The 17939-nt window shown below is 71.9% G+C and carries 16 protein-coding genes and 1 pseudogene; 12 read left to right on the forward strand and 5 right to left on the reverse strand.

What is annotated here, in order from left to right:
• Positions 1 to 446: 446 nt before the first annotated feature.
• Positions 447 to 584: a hypothetical protein gene (locus ACIQ9E_RS20060; protein ID WP_403708782.1), complete on the forward strand. Its 138-nt coding sequence runs from the start codon at positions 447 to 449 to the stop codon at positions 582 to 584.
• A pseudogene (locus tag ACIQ9E_RS20065) lies at positions 569 to 1117 on the forward strand (tyrosine-type recombinase/integrase); the annotation flags it as partial. The gene ACIQ9E_RS20060 and the pseudogene ACIQ9E_RS20065, both read left to right, overlap by 16 nt.
• Before the next feature lie 75 nt (positions 1118 to 1192).
• Here the strand turns inward: ACIQ9E_RS20065 and ACIQ9E_RS20070 are convergent.
• Positions 1193 to 2554 (reverse strand): glutamine synthetase family protein, encoded by a 1362-nt coding sequence (locus ACIQ9E_RS20070; RefSeq protein ID WP_403708784.1) that lies wholly within the window; start codon positions 2552 to 2554, stop codon positions 1193 to 1195.
• A 387-nt stretch (positions 2555 to 2941) separates the two neighbouring features.
• Here ACIQ9E_RS20070 and ACIQ9E_RS20075 point away from each other — a divergent pair, with 387 nt between their 5' ends.
• The 4 genes from ACIQ9E_RS20075 to ACIQ9E_RS20090 all read left to right on the forward strand — a co-directional run bounded on the left by ACIQ9E_RS20075 (position 2942) and on the right by ACIQ9E_RS20090 (position 5486).
• Positions 2942 to 3304, forward strand: coding sequence for a hypothetical protein (locus tag ACIQ9E_RS20075; RefSeq protein ID WP_403708786.1), 363 nt, complete (start codon positions 2942 to 2944; stop codon positions 3302 to 3304).
• 126 nt (positions 3305 to 3430) lie between these two features.
• Complete coding sequence (locus ACIQ9E_RS20080) at positions 3431 to 4108, forward strand: DUF3105 domain-containing protein (RefSeq protein ID WP_403708788.1); 678 nt, start codon at positions 3431 to 3433, stop codon at positions 4106 to 4108.
• Entirely contained in the window at positions 4105 to 4755 is a 651-nt protein-coding gene (locus ACIQ9E_RS20085) for a DUF305 domain-containing protein (protein WP_403708790.1), read from the forward strand. Before ACIQ9E_RS20080 ends, ACIQ9E_RS20085 begins: the two co-directional genes overlap by 4 nt.
• A 311-nt stretch (positions 4756 to 5066) precedes the next feature.
• Complete coding sequence (locus ACIQ9E_RS20090) at positions 5067 to 5486, forward strand: CBS domain-containing protein (RefSeq protein WP_403708792.1); 420 nt, start codon at positions 5067 to 5069, stop codon at positions 5484 to 5486.
• 65 nt (positions 5487 to 5551) lie between these two features.
• Here the strand turns inward: ACIQ9E_RS20090 and ACIQ9E_RS20095 are convergent, their stop codons facing one another.
• Together ACIQ9E_RS20095 and ACIQ9E_RS20100 are read right to left on the reverse strand one after the other, a co-directional pair.
• Positions 5552 to 6439, reverse strand: coding sequence for an alpha/beta fold hydrolase (locus ACIQ9E_RS20095; RefSeq protein ID WP_403708794.1), 888 nt, complete (start codon positions 6437 to 6439; stop codon positions 5552 to 5554).
• Positions 6436 to 7200, reverse strand: coding sequence for a DUF998 domain-containing protein (locus tag ACIQ9E_RS20100; protein ID WP_403708796.1), 765 nt, complete (start codon positions 7198 to 7200; stop codon positions 6436 to 6438). Before ACIQ9E_RS20100 ends, ACIQ9E_RS20095 begins: the two co-directional genes overlap by 4 nt.
• Before the next feature lie 79 nt (positions 7201 to 7279).
• Between ACIQ9E_RS20100 and ACIQ9E_RS20105 the strand changes: the two genes are divergently transcribed.
• From ACIQ9E_RS20105 to ACIQ9E_RS20115, 3 genes are all read left to right on the forward strand, one after another.
• Complete coding sequence (locus ACIQ9E_RS20105; protein WP_403708798.1) at positions 7280 to 7888, forward strand: hypothetical protein; 609 nt, start codon at positions 7280 to 7282, stop codon at positions 7886 to 7888.
• A gap of 97 nt (positions 7889 to 7985) precedes the next feature.
• Positions 7986 to 9641 (forward strand): multicopper oxidase family protein, encoded by a 1656-nt coding sequence (locus tag ACIQ9E_RS20110; protein WP_403708800.1) that lies wholly within the window; start codon positions 7986 to 7988, stop codon positions 9639 to 9641.
• Positions 9642 to 9778: 137 nt separating this feature from the next.
• Positions 9779 to 11536 (forward strand): NAD+ synthase, encoded by a 1758-nt coding sequence (locus ACIQ9E_RS20115; protein WP_403708802.1) that lies wholly within the window; start codon positions 9779 to 9781, stop codon positions 11534 to 11536.
• A gap of 145 nt (positions 11537 to 11681) precedes the next feature.
• Here ACIQ9E_RS20115 and ACIQ9E_RS20120 read toward each other — a convergent pair whose 3' ends face one another.
• Entirely contained in the window at positions 11682 to 12734 is a 1053-nt protein-coding gene (locus ACIQ9E_RS20120) for an endonuclease/exonuclease/phosphatase family protein (protein ID WP_403708804.1), read from the reverse strand.
• A gap of 309 nt (positions 12735 to 13043) precedes the next feature.
• Here ACIQ9E_RS20120 and panB point away from each other — a divergent pair, with 309 nt between their 5' ends.
• The 3 genes from panB (at position 13044) to ACIQ9E_RS20135 (ending at position 15991) form a co-directional block, all read left to right on the forward strand.
• The gene (gene panB / locus ACIQ9E_RS20125; RefSeq protein WP_403708806.1) at positions 13044 to 13904 is read left to right on the forward strand and encodes a 3-methyl-2-oxobutanoate hydroxymethyltransferase; all 861 of its coding nucleotides are present in this window, start codon (positions 13044 to 13046) and stop codon (positions 13902 to 13904) included.
• 168 nt (positions 13905 to 14072) lie between these two features.
• Positions 14073 to 15101, forward strand: coding sequence for an ATP-binding cassette domain-containing protein (locus tag ACIQ9E_RS20130; RefSeq protein WP_403708808.1), 1029 nt, complete (start codon positions 14073 to 14075; stop codon positions 15099 to 15101).
• Entirely contained in the window at positions 15098 to 15991 is an 894-nt protein-coding gene (locus ACIQ9E_RS20135; RefSeq protein WP_403708810.1) for an ABC transporter permease, read from the forward strand. Before ACIQ9E_RS20130 ends, ACIQ9E_RS20135 begins: the two co-directional genes overlap by 4 nt.
• Positions 15992 to 16163: 172 nt before the next feature.
• Here ACIQ9E_RS20135 and ACIQ9E_RS20140 read toward each other — a convergent pair.
• Positions 16164 to 17939 (reverse strand): ATP-binding protein (locus ACIQ9E_RS20140; RefSeq protein ID WP_403708812.1); only part of this gene is annotated, 1776 nt, incomplete at its 5' end.

The following is a 17939-nucleotide window of genomic DNA, read 5'->3' on the forward strand; positions in this document are numbered from 1 at the left end:
TTTTTTTCCGCGGGGCGGCGGGGGGCGGCGGGGGGGGGGGGGGGGGGGGGGGGGGGGGGGCGGGGGGGGGGGGGGGGGGGGGGGCCGCGCCCGGGGGGGGGGGGGGCCCCCCCCCCCCCGCGGCCCGCGTCAGCGGGCCGCCTTGATCCAGTAAAGAAACTTTGGACAGCTCACCCCTTCGGCCGCTTCGGGTGGCGAGCATCGGGGCATTTTGCTCTAAAATGCCAGGATCATAAAAGCAATTACCCTTTCATCCCGAGTTGGGCTGGCCTGTTCGGGGAATCGCTCTCCCTTATCCACAGGCTTGGCGTGGTTACCTGCTCTTCGTACGGAGTTGCCCACAAGGAGGGCGCGGCATGGCCGTTCGGGAGAGGTGTCCGCTTCGACTGGTTGCGTGCGATCGCACCGGAAAGTCCGGAGCGGAACGGCAGGGGAGGTAAGTCGAGTTGAGCAACATCCGGATCATCTTCTACGGCACCGGACACCACAACGCCCCCAGCGCCGCCGCCCCGGACGTCATGGACACCACCACCCTGCACAACCCGCCCGACGATGCCGCCGTCCGCGCGTGGCTAATCAGGTGAAGGTAGTCAACGGACACCTGGTATTCGGCCCGCCGAAGCGTGGACAGGAGCGAGACGTCCCGCTCCCCCGCCAGGTCGCTCGGGTTCTCCGCGAGCACGCCAAGGAATTCCCGCCGGTTGACGTCTCCCTGCCGTGGTTGAAGCCCGACGGGCCACTCATCACCAAGCGGCTGTTCTTCTCTCTCACGGGCGGCGGGGCCGTCCGACGGACCGACTTCAACACCCGCGTGTGGAAGTTCGCTCTCGTCCAGGCCGGCGTCATTCCGGAGCCGAAGGAGGGCGAGCGCCACCAGGCGGCCCGCGAGCACGGCATGCACGCGCTGAGGCACTTCTACGCATCCGTCCTCCTGGACGCCGGCGAGAACGTCAAGGCGCTCAGCACGTACCTGGGCCACGGCGACCCCGGCTTCACCCTGCGGGTCTACACGCACCTCATGCCGAGCAGCGACGGGCGTGCCCGCCGGGCCGTGGATGGGCTCTACGACGGTGCCGGTTCGACGCCCGACGGCCCAGAGACGGCCCAGGGCCGGTGAGACGGCTCAGGGCCGACGGTTCGCGACCGTCGGCCCTGAGCCTCAGTTCCGGGTTCTACCCGCTCTGACCTGCACTTACAGCACCGGAAGGTTCTTCCGCAGCTCGAAGGCGGTGACCTCGGAGCGGTACTCCTCCCACTCCTGCTTCTTGTTGCGGAGGAAGAAGTCGAAGACGTGCTCACCGAGGGTCTCGGCGACCAGTTCGCTCCGCTCCATCAGCGAGATCGCCTCGCCCAGGTTCTGCGGCAGGGGCTCGATGCCCATCGCGCGGCGTTCGGCGTCGGAGAGGGCCCAGACGTCGTCGTCGGCACCGGGCGGCAAGTCGTACCCCTGCTCGATGCCCCGCAGCCCGGCGGCGAGCAGGACCGCATAGGTCAGATAGGGGTTGGCGCCGGAGTCGATGGACCGCATCTCCACCCGCGACGAGCCCGTCTTGCCCGGCTTGTACATCGGGACCCGGATGAGCGCCGAGCGGTTGTTGTGGCCCCAGCAGATGTACGAAGGTGCCTCGCCGCCCGCGCCCGCGCTGCGGGCCGAGCCGCCCCAGATGCGCTTGTAGGAGTTCACCCACTGGTTGGTGACGGCGGAGATCTCGGCGGCGTGGCGCAGCAGTCCGGCGATGAACGAGCGGCCGATCTTGGAGAGCTGGTACTCGGCGCCGGACTCGTAGAAGGCGTTCCGGTCCCCCTCGAAGAGGGAGAGGTGGGTGTGCATCCCGGAGCCGGGATACTCGCTGAAGGGCTTGGGCATGAACGTGGCCTGCACACCCTGCTCCAGCGCGACCTGCTTCATGACCAGCCGGAAGGTCATGATGTTGTCGGCGGTGGAGAGCGCGTCGGCGTAGCGCAGGTCGATCTCCTGCTGGCCGGGGGCGCCCTCGTGGTGGCTGAACTCGACCGAGATGCCCATGGACTCCAGCATCGTGATGGCCTGGCGGCGGAAGTCCATTCCGACGTTCTGCGGGGTGTGGTCGAAGTAGCCGGAGTTGTCGGCGGGCACCGGGCGGCTGCCGTCGACGGGCTTGTCCTTCAGCAGGAAGAACTCGATCTCGGGGTGGGTGTAGAAGGTGAAGCCGAGATCGGAGGCCCTGGCCAGCATCCGCTTGAGGACGAAGCGGGGGTCCGCGAAGGACGGCGAGCCGTCCGGCATGAGGATGTCGCAGAACATCCGGGCGGTGCCGGGGGCCTCGGCGCGCCAGGGCAGGATCTGGAAGGTGCCGGGATCCGGCTTGGCGATCATGTCGGATTCGTAGACCCGGGCGAAACCCTCGATGGCGGAGCCGTCGAAGCCGATGCCCTCGTCAAACGCCTGTTCCAGTTCGGCGGGCGCGACGGCGACGGACTTCAGGAAGCCCAGCACATCGGTGAACCAGAGACGCACGAAGCGGATGTCGCGCTCCTCCAGTGTGCGGAGCACAAATTCCTGCTGCTTGTCCATTGCGGCTTCCCATCCACCCAATCGTTGCCGGTCGAGCCAGCCCGCTCCCGCAGAGCATCGCATCCACGGGTTTCCGGCAGGTTGCATACCCGGGCTGAGCCCCATTGTGTGCCAGGGGGCACGTCGAGACGACCCCGAGGCCCACGGGACGGGTGCGACACCCGAGCGCCCGGGGGTCGGAAAGCGGCCACCGTCCGGTGCGGCGGGCCGTGCGGGACCGGTCCGAGGGCCGTACGGGACCGGTACGGCGGGCGGTACGGGACCGGTTGCACGGGCGGTACGGGAAGGACCCGGACCGTACGACAGGCAGTACACCGGAAGGTACGAAGGACCGATTACCGCCCCGTATGAGGTACGGAGCCGCCGCCCTCGCTACGATCTGCGGCTATGGGGGGTCAACGGCTCGGCCGCCTCGCGCGCACCACGCGTCCCGTGGCACTGCTGAGTGCCGCCGCGACGCTCCTCGGCGCGCTCTTCCTCTGTCTGAACGCGGCCGATGACGACCATGCGCCCCGCGCGGCCGCCCGTGACAGCGCCCCCGCGTTCTCGTGTCCGTACGACGGCGGCCCCTGCGGGCTGCGCCCGGTCGTGGGCGCGGCGGTGCTCACCGTGCCGCCGCCGGCCGCCCCGCCGCTGACGGCCGCGTCCCCGCGGACCCCGGCCGTCCGGCCCGATCTCGGCGGACCCGACCGTTCCGGTCCCCTGCCGCGCGCACCCGGCCTGCATGTCCTTCAGGTGTTGCGGATCTAGGTCGTCTCTTTTCGGATCCGGCCGGCCGGACTTCCGCTACGGCCGGCTCGCACCCTTGCCCATCCCCCGTGTTGATCGCAGCCTCATGGCCAGGCGCATCACTCCCCGACGAAGGACGCACACCCCATGACTTCCGGCAAGAAGACCTCCAAGAGCTACTCGAAGAACAACGCCGCCCACGACCGCCGGGCCCGAATAGAGGCGGCGCGGAAGATCGAAGCGGCCCGCGAGCGGCGCAACCGCATGCTCACGATCGGCATCAGCGGTGTCGTCGTGGCCGGGCTCGTCGGCTTCGGCGTCTTTGTGATCACCAAGGACAACGCGGAGGAGAAGCAGGCCGTCGCGGAGCGGAAGGAGCCCATCACGGGCGAGAAGGTCTGGGATGCCAAGAAGCTCGGCCAGACGCATGTGAAGGGCGCGGTGAGCTACCCGGACAAGCCTCCGGTCGGCGGCGATCACCACCAGGCGTGGATGAACTGCGACGCCAAGGTCTACAAGGAGCCGATCCCCAACGAGAACGCCGTCCACTCGCTGGAGCACGGCGCGGTCTGGGTGACGTACACCGACAAGGCCGCCAAGGGCGATATCGAGAAGCTGGAGAAGAAGGTCAAGGACACGTCCTACTCCCTGATGAGCCCGTACAAGGACCAGGCGGGCGCGATCATGCTGACCGCGTGGGGCAAGCAGCTCACCGTCGATTCGGCGGACGACCCGCGGGTGAACAAGTTCTTCTCGAAGTACGTCCTCGGGGAGCAGACCCCGGAGAAGGGCGCCACCTGCTCGGGCGGGGTGGAGGGCAAATGACCGCGATGACCCGGACCCACTGGACCGCCGTGGGCGCCGTGGTGGCCGCGCTGCTCTTCGCCGGGGCGGCCACGGTCGCCTCGGCGGGCGACGGCGGCTCCGCGTCCCGCGCCCCGGCGACGGACTCGGCGGACGCCGGTTTCGCGCGGGACATGTCCCTGCACCACCAGCAGGCGGTGGAGATGTCGTTCATCGTGCGCGACCGTACGCAGAACGAGGAGGTGCGCCGGCTGGCGTACGACATCATCAACACCCAGGCCAATCAGCGCGGCATGATGCAGGGCTGGCTGGACCAGTGGGGTCTGGCGCAGATCGCGCCGGACCGGGAGCCGATGGCGTGGATGGCCGAGGGCGGGGCCCACTCCGGTCACAGCGCGAAGACGGCCGACGTCCGGATGCCCGGCATGGCCACTCCGGAGCAGTTGGAGAGGCTCGGGACGCTCAGCGGCAAGGAGGCCGAAATCTCGTACCTCCGGCTGATGATCGCCCACCACAAGGGCGGGGTGGACATGGCGCAGGGCTGTGTGGACCTGTGCTCTCCCGGCGTCGAGCGGCAGCTCGCCGAGGGCATGGTCCAGGGCCAGCGTTCGGAGGTCGGGCTGATGACGGGGATGCTGAAGGACCGCGGGGCGCAGCCGGAGGAGTAGGCGCCGCGGGCGGGCACACAGGGTGCGCGCCGGTGCATTTTCGGTGCGCCCCATTGCGCGCGGTTGCGCCCGAGGGGCCGTGTGCCGCTTCCGGTGTCCGGGAGCGGCACACCGGCCGCCCGCTGACGGGCCGTGTCGTTCCGCCGCCGCCGGGTACTCGTCGCGCAGATGCAGTACGGGCGCGGCGCGGACCCTCGGCTCACCCGTTCGGCTCAGCGCGGTCGCATCCCCCGAACGGCGGAACGACCATGGAGTCGGGTACCGGTCCGGGTCCGGCCGCGGGCCGCCGAGTGCGAGGAGACGCGAACGTCATGACCACAGCCAAGGACATCATGCACCCCGGGGCCCAGTGGATCCCGGCCCACGAGACCCTCGACCGGGCGGCCCAGTTGATGGCCCGCCTGAACGTGGGCGCACTGCCCATCGCCGATGCGCAGGAACGGCTCTGCGGCATCCTCACCGACCGGGACATCGTCATCGGCTGTGTGGCGCTCGGCCACGATCCGGCGAAGGTCACGGCGGGCGAGATGGCCCGGGGCACGCCCCGGTGGATAGCGGCCGGATCCGGCGTGGGCGAGGTGCTTCAGGAGATGCAGGAGCACCAGATCCGGCGGCTGCCGGTCATCGAGGGGAAGAAGCTGGTCGGCATGATCAGCGAGGCGGATCTGGCGCAGCACCTCTCGGACGAGCAGCTCGCCGGGTGGATGGAGAAGGTGTACGCACGGGCCTGATGCCGCGGCTGAGCGTCCGTGCGGTCCGGTCCGGCGGCCTGGGTATTCCGGCTGGTCGGGGCCGGTCAGCGGCCGGGCGGTGACGAAGGCTCGGCGCGCGGTGCCGGTCCGGGGCCTCGGGGCCGTACCGCCGGATCCAGTACGGCTTCGGCGACCGCGTCCGGCCGGTCGAGCATCAGCAGATGACCGGCCGGTCCGGTCTCCCTGAAGCGGGCCCCCAGCAGCAGCGCGAGGGCCCGCTGGCGGGCGGTCCAGCCGCGTCCGCCGGAGGCCGCGGCGAGGACGGTGACGGGCGCGCCCGGCGGCAGCGGCCGGCGCTTGCGCAGGGCGAGGAGTTCGGCGGCGACGGCCCGGTAGTGGGCGTTCTCCAGCAGTGCGCCGCGCAGGACGCGGGTGGTGCCGTAGACGGCCCGGACCTGATCCGCCGGGGCCGGATCCCCGCCGCCCGTCCGCGAGAGCCGGACCACGAGCCTTCGCACGGGCGGCCCGAAGGCGGCCGGTACCCCGGCGGCGCCCAGCGCGGTGCCCGCGGCCAGGGCCACCGCGGTGCGCACGGCGGGCGCAGCGGGGGCGGCGGCGTGCTCTTCGACGCTGGAGTCGACGAGGACGACACCGGTGGTACGGCCCGGATGGAGCCGGGCGAACGCCTCGGCGTGGAATCCGGCGATGGAGTGACCGACGACGGTGGCGGGCCGGTCCCGCAGTCCTGCCGCGTCGAGGACCGCGGCGATGCGGTGGGCCTCCCCGGCGGCCGTGGGCGCCGCGCCGGCGGGGGCGCTCAGCCCGTGCCCGGGGCGGTCGAAGCGGACGACCGTGCGGTGCGGGGCGAGCAGCGGTACGACCGGGTCCCAGTCGAACCAGGCCAGACCGAGTCCGGCGCTGAGCACACAGACGGGCCCGCTGCCCTCCACGACCACATGGTGCGGTACGCCGCCGATCCGTACGAACGTCACCCTGCCACCGCCTCCGGCCGTTCCGTACCGCCCGCGCTCCGCGGGTCCGTCGTCCGCCCCGGGTCCCGCGGCTCCCGCGGCTCCCGGTTCCGCGACCGTCGCGCCTCCCGGGTCACGGAGAGCGCGAGCAGTCCCAGCCAGACTGCCACGAAGAGCACCTGGAGCCGCTGCCCGGCGCCGAGGGCCCAGGTGCCGTTCCCGGCCTCGAAGGCGGCGACGGACGCCAGCGTCCAGCCGGTGGCGAGCAGTTCCAGGGCGACGAGCGGCGGGCCGAAGCGGGCCAGTTCGGGCAGGAGGCCGTAGCGGCGGGCGGCCAGGGTGAGGGCGACCATGCCGACCAGGGCGCCGGTCATGGCGAGGGAGCTGCTGACGGCGTGCGCGGTGTGGGTGGCGGGGACCAGGCCCGCGGTCTCGCGGGCGGCGCACTCGGGGTCGGCGGTGGGCGTGCAGCTCAGCGGCAGCCGGGAGTCGACGGCGGTCGCGGCGCCGAAGAGCGTGACGCCCGCCCAGCCGATCACGGTCCAGGGCCGGCGCGGGGTGTGCCGGGCGCGCAGGGTGTGCGCGAGGGCGAGGGCGGCGCCCGCGAACACGAGGGAACCCGCGGCCAGATCGGTGGCCCGGAAGAGCCCGCCGAAGGGCTGGTCCTGGGCGGCGAGTTCGCTGACATAGGTCTGTACCGGGTCGAGCCCCGTCGTCAGGACGACTTCCAGGAGCCACGCGGTGTAGACGAGGGCGCCGATGGCTATGAGTGCGGCGGTCATCGGTCCATGATCTCGCACAGCTGACCGGTTCCGTCGCCTGCGGCCGTATCGTATACCCGGTGGGGGTAGTATGCGGATCATGGTGAAGGCCCAGGGAACGCGGACGGGACGGCTGTTGCTGTTCATCGCGCTGCTGTTCGGGATCGCCACCATGCACACCGTGGGCCATCCGTCGTCGGGTCACGGCTCGGGCGGATCGGCCGTCCACACCCCGCTGCACGCGGATCCCGCACCGGCGGGGGACGGCACAGGGGCCGCGGCAGGGGCCGGCGCCCCGGCGGGTGTACGCGGCGCCGTCGCGCGCGGTCACGCACCCCCGGCGGCCTCCGCCTCCACAGGGCACGCACCGCCAGCGGCTTCCGTCGCCTCCGTACAGGACTCCTCCGTACAGAACCTCTCCGTACAGGACTCCTCCGCGCGGGACCGCGGGCACGCACCGTCCACCACCCCCGGGACCTTCCTGCGGAACAGCGGGCCCTCCCCCGGGGTGATGGACCCGATGCAGGTCTGTCTCGCCGTCCTCGGCGCCTTCGGGGTCGCGCTGCTGCTCCTCGCGGGCGCCTGGCTGCGGCGGCGCGCGGCCGTACCGGCGCCTGCCCGCGCCGGCAGGGCCGCCCGAGCCCCGGCCTCGCCGCGGCCCCCGCCGCCTCGTATACGTCTCGCACAGCTTTCGGTCCTGCGGATCTAGGAACGCGCAGGCCGCCCGTGGAGGGCGGCACGCGTGACGGATCCGTACGGCCCCTCCCGGGCCGTACCCACAGACCGACAGCACGAGGTGCATTCCCATGAAGAAGTTCATCCATCGCCGTACCCTCCTGGGCGCTTCACTGGCCGTCGCCGGTACGGCGGCCCTCACCGCCTGCTCCGGGCCGGACGGCGGCAAGGGCGGCGGCCACGCGGGACACAGCGGCGGCGGAAGCGGCGGCGCGAGCGCGGGCGGCGGGGGCGACAAGGGATTCGTGGCCCCTGACGGCCCGGAAGTGAAGGCCGCGGAGGCGAATCGCGGCAGGGGGCCCGAGCGGAAGGTGCGGTTCACCGCCACGCCCGGGACGGTCGACCTCGGCGGGGTCACGGCGAAGACCTGGCTGTACGGGGACCGGCTGCCCGGCCAGGAGGTGCGGGTCACCGCCGGGGACACCCTGGCGCTGACCCTCGTCAACAACCTCCCCGACACGACGTCCCTGCACTGGCACGGGCTGGCCCTGCGCAACGACATGGACGGTGTGCCCGGTCTGACGCAGGCCCCCGTGAAGGCGGGCGGCACCTTCGACTACCGGTTCACGGTCGCACACCCCGGCACGTACTGGTTCCACCCGCACTCGGGCGTCCAGCAGGACCGCGGCCTGTACGCGCCGCTGATCGTCGAGGACCCGAAGGAGCCGCTGAAGTACGACAAGGAGTGGGTGATCGTGCTCGACGACTGGGTCGACGGGATCGACGGCTCCACCCCCGACGCCGTCCTGACCGAACTCAGCAAGGGCATGATGAGCGGCGGCGGCCACGAGGGCCACGGCGCGGCCGGGACCACCGCCATGGGCGGCCGGGGCAGCTACTCCGGGGCCCGGCGGCCGGCCGCCGCCAAGACCCCCGGTCCGGGCGGGGCGGGCCCTTCGCGGATGATGATGGGCGCCAAGAGCGACCTGCTCGGCGGGGACGCGGGCGATGTGGCGTACCCGCACTATCTGATCAACGGGCGGACGCCGAAGGCCCCGGCGTCCTTCAGCGCGAAGCCCGGCGACCGGATCCGGCTGCGGATCGTCAACGCGGGGGGCGACACGGCGTTCCGGATCGCCCTCGGCGGCCATGAGCTGACCGTGACCCACACCGACGGCTTCCCCGTCGCGCCCGCGAAGACGGACGCCCTGCTGCTGGGCATGGGCGAGCGGTACGACGCCGTCGTCACCGCGGGCGACGGGGTCTTCCCGCTGGTGGCGGTCGCGGAGGGCAAGAACGCCACGGCGCTGGCCCTGCTCCGTACCGGCGGCGGGGCCGCTCCCGCGGCGACCGTACGCCCCGCGGAGCTGACCCGGCGGGTGCTGACCGCGGACAAGCTGCGCGCCGACGCCTCGGTCGCGCTCCCCGCCCGCAAGCCGGACCGCGAGATCGAGATCGAGCTGACCGGCGGGATGGCGAAGTACGACTGGGCGTTCGACGGCAAGCCGTACACCCCGGACCCGCGCCACGAGGTCCGGGCCGGAGAGCGGGTCCGGCTGGTGTTCCGCAATCCGACGGAGATGTGGCACCCGCTCCATCTGCACGGCCACACCTTCGCCGTCGGCGGTACGGCACAGGGCGCGCGCAAGGACACCGCGGTCATCCTGCCGAACGGCACCCTGACCGCCGACTTCGACGCCGACAACCCGGGGCTGTGGATGATCCACTGCCATAACGTCTACCACGCGGAGGCGGGAATGATGACAGTCCTGGGTTACCGAAAGTAACAGGGGCGGACAAGGCCCGGCGCCGGATCGTGGACGGGCCCCGTCCGCCGTGGACGGGGCCCGCGAGCGGCCGCGCGTGGGGCGGCCCACACCCCGCCCCCGGGACATCGCGTCAGAAAGACGATTACACTGGGGCCGTGCCTCAACTACGTCTCGCCCTGAATCAGATCGACGCGACGGTCGGCGACCTCGGCGGCAACGCCGACGCGGTCGTCCGGCGCACCCGGCAGGCGGCCGAGCAGGGTGCGCATCTCGTGGCCTTCCCCGAGATGATGCTCACCGGCTACCCCGTGGAGGACCTCGCGCTGCGGTCGTCGTTCGTGGACGCCTCCCGCGCGACCCTCGTGTCCCTCGCCGCCCGGCTGGCGGCCGAGGGCCTGGGCGGGGTGCCGGTGATCGTCGGCTATCTCGACCGCTCCGAGACCGCGCAGCCGAAGTACGGCCAGCCCGCGGGCGCGCCCCGCAACGCGGCGGCCGTCCTCCACGGCGGCGAGGTGGTCCTCGGTTTCGCCAAGCACCATCTGCCGAACTACGGCGTCTTCGACGAGTTCCGGTACTTCGTGCCCGGCGACACCATGCCGGTGGTCCGGGTCCGGGGCGTGGACGTGGCGCTGGCGATCTGCGAGGACCTGTGGCAGGACGGCGGCCGGGTGCCCGCCACCCGCTCCGCCGGGGCCGGGCTGCTGATCTCCGTGAACGCCTCGCCGTACGAGCGCGACAAGGACGACACCCGGCTCGACCTGGTGCGCAAGCGTGCCCAGGAGGCGGGCTGCACCGTCGCGTACTGCGCCACGACCGGCGGCCAGGACGAGCTGGTCTTCGACGGCGACTCCATCGTCGTGGACGCGGCGGGCGAGGTGATCGCCCGTGCCCCGCAGTTCGAGGAGACCCTGCTCCTCGTCGATCTCGACCTCCCGGCGGCGGCCCCGGTGCCGCCGTCCGGTGTCGTCGACGACGGTCTGCGGATCGACCACGCGGTGGTCTCCGAAGAGCCGGTGGCGGCCTACCGGCCCGAGTTCACCGGCGGGTACGCGGAGCGGCTCGACGACGATGCCGAGGTGTACGCGGCTCTGGTCACCGGACTCCGCGCCTATACCGTGAAGAACGGTTTCCGCTCGGTTCTGGTGGGCCTCTCCGGCGGTATCGACTCGGCGCTGGTGGCCGCGATCGCCTGCGACGCGCTGGGCGCCGGGAACGTGTACGGCATCTCCATGCCGTCGAAGTACTCCTCGCAGCACTCCCGGGACGACGCCGCCGAACTGGCGCGCCGTACCGGACTCCACTTCCGCACCGTCTCCATCGAGCCGATGTTCGACGCCTATATGGGTGCCCTCGGGCTCACCGGGCTGGCCGAGGAGAACCTCCAGTCGCGGCTGCGCGGCACCCTGCTGATGGCGGTCTCCAACGAGGAGGGCCATATCGTCCTGGCCCCGGGCAACAAGTCCGAGCTGGCGGTGGGCTACTCCACGCTGTACGGCGACTCGGTGGGCGCGTACGGGCCGATCAAGGACGTCTACAAGTCCACGGTGTTCCGCCTGGCGCGGTGGCGCAACCGGGTCGCGGCGGAGCGCGGCGAGACCCCGCCGATCCCGGAGGCGTCGATCACCAAACCGCCGAGCGCCGAGCTGCGCCCGGACCAGGTGGACACCGATTCGCTGCCGGACTACGACGTGCTGGACGCGATCCTGGAGCTGTACGTGGACCGGGACCGCGGCCGGGCGGCGATCGTCGCCGCCGGGTACGACGAGGAACTGGTCGCGCGGGTGCTGCGGCTGGTGGACACCGCGGAGTACAAGCGGCGGCAGTACCCGCCGGGCACCAAGATCTCCGCGAAGGGCTTCGGCAAGGACCGCCGGCTGCCGATCACCAACCGCTGGCGGGAGCACGCCTCCTGACCGGAGACGCCTTCCGGTCCGAAGAAGCGACCCGGAACCCGTACGCCCCCGACCGCCCCGGCGACCGGGGGCGTACGGCATTGTCTACCTCCGGGGGCCGGTGAAAGGGCGCCCCGCAACCGCCGGGGCGCCCTCGGTGACCGGATCAGTCCAGCTCGATACTGGCCGCTATCGGCAGATGGTCACTGGCCGTACGGGGCAGCGTCCACGACGCCACCGGCTCCAGCCCCTTCACCAGGATCTGGTCGATCCGCGCCATCGGGAACGACGCGGGCCAGCTGAAGCCGAAACCGTGCCCCGCGGCACCCTGCGTTGACCGCATCTGCGAGGTCACGGCCCGCAGCGCCCGGTCGTTCATCGTGCCGTTGAGATCGCCGAGCAGCACCACCTTGCCGACGTCCTCCAACGCGATCGCCTCGCCCAGCGCGTCGGCGCTCTTGTCGCGCTCGTTGGCCGTGAACCCGGCGTGCATCTTGACCCGTACGGACGGCATATGGGCCACGTAGACAGCGATGTCCCCGCGGGGAGTGGCGACCGTGGAGCGCAGCGCCCGGGTCCAGCCCATCCGGATATCGACCGGAGCGGACTTCTTCAGCGGGTACTTGCTCCACAGCCCGACCGTGCCCTGGACCGTGTGGTACTTGTACGTACCCCGCAACCCCGTCCGGTAGGCCGCCACCTGACTCTGCGCCAGCTCCTGGAGCGCCAGGACGTCCGCGCCGGACTCCGCCAGATCGCGCGCCGTACCCTCCGGATCCGGGTTCTGGGCGTTGACATTGTGCGAGGCGACCGTGATGTCCCCGCCGCTGCCCGACTTGTCGGTGAGCAGCCCCCCGAAGAGGTTCAGCCAGACCACCGCCGGGAGCAGCAGCGCCAGCAGCGCCGTCGCCGAACGCCGCCAGAGCGCGGCCAGCAGCAGCGGCACCGCCAGGGCCGGCAGCCAGGGGAGGAACGTCTCCGACAGGGACCCCAGATTGCCTATCCGGTTGGGTACACGGGCGTGCAGAGCCGTGAACAGCGCGACGCCGACCGCCAGGACCGCGATGACGATGCCGCGCCGCCACAGGCCGCCGTCCCGCCACGGACGGAACGGTCCGACGGTCCGCAGGCGCCGGAACCGGCCGTCCGGGCGGGGCGCGGGTTCCCCGAGGTCCCCCGGACCACCGCTCCCCGTCTCCGCCTTGTACGCCTGAACCATCCGCGTCGTCCTCACTGCCTTGCGCCGTCACGCACCGAGCTTCGGTCCTGACACTAGGCGATGACGTTACTGCGTTCACCGCCCCGGGGCGGCCGTACCCCCATGAGGACGCCCCCCGTGGACGCGGCGGTTCCCACAAATCCACCCAGGTGGGGACGGACCGGTAGGCCCGGCGTCCGGGCGCGCCGCCGTGCCTCCGAGGTGCCTCGCGGACCCCGCCCCTTTCACGGGGCGGCACGAAGTGCCACCATGGGGGTGATCCGGGGACGCCGTCAGGGCGCCACGAGATGACATAAGGAGCCGTAGGTCATGACGCTTCAGGCTGCCCAGAAGCCTGCCGCCGACAGCAGGTCGCTGTACGGCGGCAAGGGAACCCGCCGCATCACCGTCCACGACATCGCCGCCGCCAAGGAGCGCGGCGAGAAGTGGCCCATGCTCACCGCCTACGACGCGATGACCGCGTCCGTCTTCGACGAGGCCGGGATCCCGGTGATCCTGGTCGGCGACTCCATGGGGAACACCCATCTCGGCTACGACACGACCGTGCCCGTCACGATGGACGAGATGACGCTGCTCTCGGCCGCCGTCGTCCGGGGCACCTCGCGCGCGCTCGTCGTCGGCGACCTGCCCTTCGGCTCGTACCAGGAAGGCCCGGTCCAGGCGCTGCGGCACGCCACCCGCCTCGTCAAGGAGGCCGGGGTCGGCGCGGTCAAGCTCGAAGGCGGCGAACGCTCCCTCCCGCAGACCGAACTGATCGTGCAGGCGGGCATCCCCGTCATGTCCCACCTCGGGCTCACCCCGCAGTCGGTGAACACCATGGGGTACCGGGTGCAGGGACGCGACGACGAGGCCGCCCACCGGCTGCTGCGGGACGCCAAGGCCGCGCAGGAGGCGGGCGCGTTCGCGGTCGTCCTCGAACTCGTCCCCGCCGGACTCGCCGCCGAGGTCACCCGCTCCCTCCACATTCCGACCATCGGCATCGGCGCGGGCGCCGGAACCGACGCGCAGGTCCTCGTCTGGACCGATATGGCCGGGCTGACCGGGGGGAAGGTGCCCCGGTTCACCAAGCAGTACGCCGACCTGCGGCGGACACTGGGGGACGCGGCGAAGGCCTTCGCGGACGACGTCATCGGCGGAACGTTCCCTCAGGAAGAGCACACCTTCCACTAGGACTCCTTCCCGGACCTCCTCGGCACCGACGACGGCCCGCCGGTCATCCCCCGCCGGCGGGCCGTCGGCCGTGCGTCGGCCGTGCGCCGGCGGGCCGCCGGCCCTCGGCCGACCGCCTGTCGGTCGTCTGTCGGTCGATTGTCGGTGGCGTCCGGCAGTCTGTTGCCCATGACGCTCATCGACACCATCCCGGACCGCACCGGGAGCACTGCCGTCGAGGTGCGGGGGCTGGTCAAGCACTACGGCACGACCAAGGCCCTCGACGGCGTGGACCTCGACGTCCGCGAAGGAACGGTCCTCGGGGTCCTCGGCCCCAACGGGGCGGGCAAGACCACTCTCGTCCGGTGTCTGTCCACCCTGGTCACACCCGACGCGGGCACCGCCACCGTCGCCGGGTACGACGTGGTGCGCCAGCCCCGCGGACTGCGCCGGGTCATCGGGCTCACCGGGCAGTACGCCTCCGTGGACGAGAAGCTGCCCGGCCGGGAGAACCTCTACATGATCGGGCGGCTGCTCGACCTCTCCCGCCGGGACGCCCGGACCCGCGCGGACGAGCTGCTGGAGCGGTTCTCGCTGACCGACGCCGCCAAACGGCCCGCCGGGACGTACTCCGGCGGAATGCGCCGCAGGCTCGACCTGGCCGCTTCCCTCGTCGGGCGGCCCAGCGTGCTCTATCTCGACGAACCCACCACCGGTCTCGACCCGCGGACCCGCAACGAGGTCTGGGCCGAGGTGCGGAGCATGGTCGGCGAGGGCACCACCGTCCTCCTCACCACGCAGTACATGGAGGAGGCCGAGCAGCTCGCGCACGAGCTGACCGTGATCGACCGGGGCCGGGTCATCGAGAGCGGCCGGGTCGACCAGCTCAAGGCCAGGGTCGGCGGCCGGACGCTCCTGATCCGGCCCGTGGACCCGGCGGATCTCCCCGCGATGGCGCGGGCGCTCGCCGAGACCGGACTCGACGGCGTCAGCGGTTCGGCGGTCACCGACGACGGGGAGGCGCTGTCCGTGCCGATCCTGGCGGACGTCCAGCTCACCGCCGTCATCGGGGTCCTGGGCTCGTACGGCTTCGGCATAGCCGACATCGGCACCCGGCTGCCCAGTCTCGACGAAGTTTTCCTGGCCATCACCGGGGCGCCCGCGCACCCGGCAGCGGAGGAAGCCGGCCCGGCCGGCCGGAAGGGCAAGGCGGCATGAGCACCGGTACGCGTACGACGACGGGACCCGTCACCGAGACGGGACCGGCGGCTCCGGCGAAGGCCGCCGAGCCCACCGGAACCGCACCCGCCGGGGCCACCGGGCAGCGGGACGAACCCCGGATCGGGCTCCGCTCCCATCTGCGCCATATCGGGGCCCTGGCCCGGCGCAACACCCTCCAGATCAAACACGATCCGGAGTCGATGTTCGACGTCCTGCTGATGCCCGTGATCTTCACTCTGCTGTTCGTGTACGTCTTCGGCGGCGCGATCTCCGGCAAGGGCAACCAGAACGACTACGTCAACTACGTCGTCCCCGGCCTGATGGCCATGATGGGCATGAACATCGCCATGGCCGTCGGCACCGGAGTCAACGACGACTTCAAGAAGGGGGTGATGGACCGCTTCCGCTCGATGCCGATCGCCCGCGCCTCGGTACTGATCGCCAAGATCGTCGTCGAGGTCGGCCGGATGACGGTGGCGATGGTGATCCTGCTGGGCATGGGCTTCCTGCTGGGTCTGGACGTCAAGACGTCCTTCCTGGAAGTGCTGGCCGCGATGGGCCTGTCCATCGTCTTCGGCGCATCCCTGATGTGGGTCTTCATCCTGCTGGGCATCGCGATGCCCAACCCTCAGGCGGTGCAGGGCGTCGCGATGCTGGTCCTGATGCCGCTGCAGTTCGGTTCGTCCATCTTCGCCCCGCCGTCGACGATGCCGGGCTGGCTGGAGGCCTTCACCGAGTACAACCCGCTGTCGAACCTCGCGGACGCGGCCCGGGCCCTGATCAACGGCGGCGCACTCGCCGAGCCCGTCGGGGTGACGCTCGCCTGGACCGTGGCCATCACCGTCGTCACGGCACCGCTCGCGGTGGCCCGGTTCCGCAAGAGCTGACCCGGTACCGCCCCCGCGGCCGGTTCCGCACGAGCCGACCCGGTACCGCCCCCGCGGCCGGTTCCGCACGAGCCGACCCGGTACCGCCCCGGCGGCCGGTTCCGCACGAGCCGACCCGTGGTGCCGTCCCGGCGGCCGGTACAGCCGTACCGCCGCCCGGACGGCATCGGCATCACACCAGGGCGGTGGCCTCCTCGACCGAGAGGCCGCCGCCCTCTTCGTACGCCGCTGTGAACTCCGCATCGCCAAGGGCCGTCCGCAGCTCCGCCCCGATCAGCTCCCGGGCCTCGCGCTCCCAGGCGGGAAGGCAGGCGCCGGGCGGCCGCCGGGTGTCCGCGACGGCGAGCAGGCGCGCCGCGTCCCGGGCCCGGCCCGGATCCACCGCGGCCAGGGTGCCCGCCACCGTCACCAGATGGGTCGCCAGGAACTGGGGGGCGATCATGGTGCTGAGCGGTTGGGCCGCCATCCTCATCGCGTCCACGGCCGCTTCGTACGCCTCCGGGTGCCGCCCGTCCTGATGGTCCAGCCAGGCGAGATAGCCCTTCACCATGCCGTGGAAGACCAGCAGCCGGCTGGCGCCGAACAATTCCATCAGTCCGGTCAGCAGCTCCCGCGCCTCGTCGCGCCGCCCGGTGCGGCCGAGCCATATGCCGAGGAGGATCCGGGAGATGGCGGTCGCCTCGTGGACCCGGTCCCCCTGGGCCGCCACCACGTCCCGGACGATCACCTCGCCGCGCTCGGCCGATGCGCCGCCCAGCTCCAGCAGCGCACCACCGAGCCGGGCCCGCAGCACGGCCTCGTGGCTGGGGGCGCCGATACGTGCGACATAGAGCAGGGCCTCCTGGTAGTCCGCCACGGCCTCGGCGAAGTCACCGCGCCGCTCCCGGGCCTCCGCACGGGCCGCGAGGGCCTCCGCGGCGCCCCAGGAGTCCCCGAGCCGGGTGAAGATCTGCCGGGCCTCGTCGGCGGACGCGAACGCCCCCTCGGACCAGGGTGAACGGTCGGACAGCACATTGGCGCGGAACTGGACGGCGACTGCCAGCTCCCACTCGTACCCGTACTCCCGGCAGGACCGGACGAGCGTGTCGAGCATGTCCGGCAGCCCTGTCCCGTCGTCGGTCAGCAGGACCGCGAAGAACCACAGATTGCCCGGGAAACGGCACAGCTGCGGCAGCCCGGGCCGGTAGACCCGGGTGATCTGCCGCAGCCGCGCCAGATTCTCCGGTGTGGTCCACAGATCGTAGTCACGGTTGAGGGTCACCATGCGCAGCAGTTCGTTGCCGCGGCGCGCCTCCGCGAGCAGTTCGGGTCCCAGCGGCGGCGGGGCTTCCGTGAACCGTTCGAACAGCGGTTCCGCGGGGCCGGTGTCCGGGGCGTAGGGGTCGGGCCCCAGTTCCCTGGCGGCCGTGCTCCAGTGGTGGCTCTCGGTCCGCAGATCCTTCAACTGCCAGTACCAGCCGAGGTACATCACCAGGCAGAGCGTCTCCTGCTCGTCGCGGGCGGCGACGGCCCGGCGGAGCGCGGTGCGCAGGTTCTCGTACTCCAGGTCGAACAGCCCGAGGGCCGCGAGCTGTTCGGAGCAGCGGAGCAGCGGGTCGGTGGTTCGGACCAGCTCCCGGTAGTGGACGAGGTGGCGGCGCTCGGCGGTATCCCGTTCCCCGGCGGCGTCGAGGCGGTCGGCGGCGTATTCGGCGACGGTTTCGAGGAGGCGGTAGCGCATGGCGGAGCCGTCGCCGGGGGCGGCGACCACGAGCGACTTGTCGACCAGGGTGCCGAGGGCGGTGAGAGCGTCCGTACCGCCGCCGTCCCGGTCCCGGGGGTCGGCGCAGACGGCTTCGACGGCCGCCAGATCGCAGCCTCCGGCGAAGACGGAGAGGCGGCGCAGGACGGTGCGTTCGTGGTGGTCGAGGAGGTCCCAGGACCAGTCGACGACGGCGCGGAGGGTTTG

Source organism: Streptomyces sp. NPDC094448, from assembly GCF_044763775.1.
GTDB lineage: Bacteria > Actinomycetota > Actinomycetes > Streptomycetales > Streptomycetaceae > Streptomyces.

Coding starts and splice junctions, on each gene's coding strand:
- ACIQ9E_RS20080 (WP_403708788.1), top strand. CDS start 3,431: ATGACTTCCGGCAAGAAGACCTCCAAGAGCTACTCGAAGAACAACGCC.
- ACIQ9E_RS20110 (WP_403708800.1), top strand. CDS start 7,986: ATGAAGAAGTTCATCCATCGCCGTACCCTCCTGGGCGCTTCACTGGCC.
- ACIQ9E_RS20075 (WP_403708786.1), top strand. CDS start 2,942: ATGGGGGGTCAACGGCTCGGCCGCCTCGCGCGCACCACGCGTCCCGTG.
- ACIQ9E_RS20120 (WP_403708804.1), bottom strand. CDS start 12,734: ATGGTTCAGGCGTACAAGGCGGAGACGGGGAGCGGTGGTCCGGGGGAC.
- ACIQ9E_RS20070 (WP_403708784.1), bottom strand. CDS start 2,554: ATGGACAAGCAGCAGGAATTTGTGCTCCGCACACTGGAGGAGCGCGAC.
- ACIQ9E_RS20105 (WP_403708798.1), top strand. CDS start 7,280: ATGGTGAAGGCCCAGGGAACGCGGACGGGACGGCTGTTGCTGTTCATC.
- ACIQ9E_RS20085 (WP_403708790.1), top strand. CDS start 4,105: ATGACCGCGATGACCCGGACCCACTGGACCGCCGTGGGCGCCGTGGTG.
- ACIQ9E_RS20135 (WP_403708810.1), top strand. CDS start 15,098: ATGAGCACCGGTACGCGTACGACGACGGGACCCGTCACCGAGACGGGA.
- ACIQ9E_RS20100 (WP_403708796.1), bottom strand. CDS start 7,200: ATGACCGCCGCACTCATAGCCATCGGCGCCCTCGTCTACACCGCGTGG.
- ACIQ9E_RS20130 (WP_403708808.1), top strand. CDS start 14,073: ATGACGCTCATCGACACCATCCCGGACCGCACCGGGAGCACTGCCGTC.
- ACIQ9E_RS20090 (WP_403708792.1), top strand. CDS start 5,067: ATGACCACAGCCAAGGACATCATGCACCCCGGGGCCCAGTGGATCCCG.
- panB (WP_403708806.1), top strand. CDS start 13,044: ATGACGCTTCAGGCTGCCCAGAAGCCTGCCGCCGACAGCAGGTCGCTG.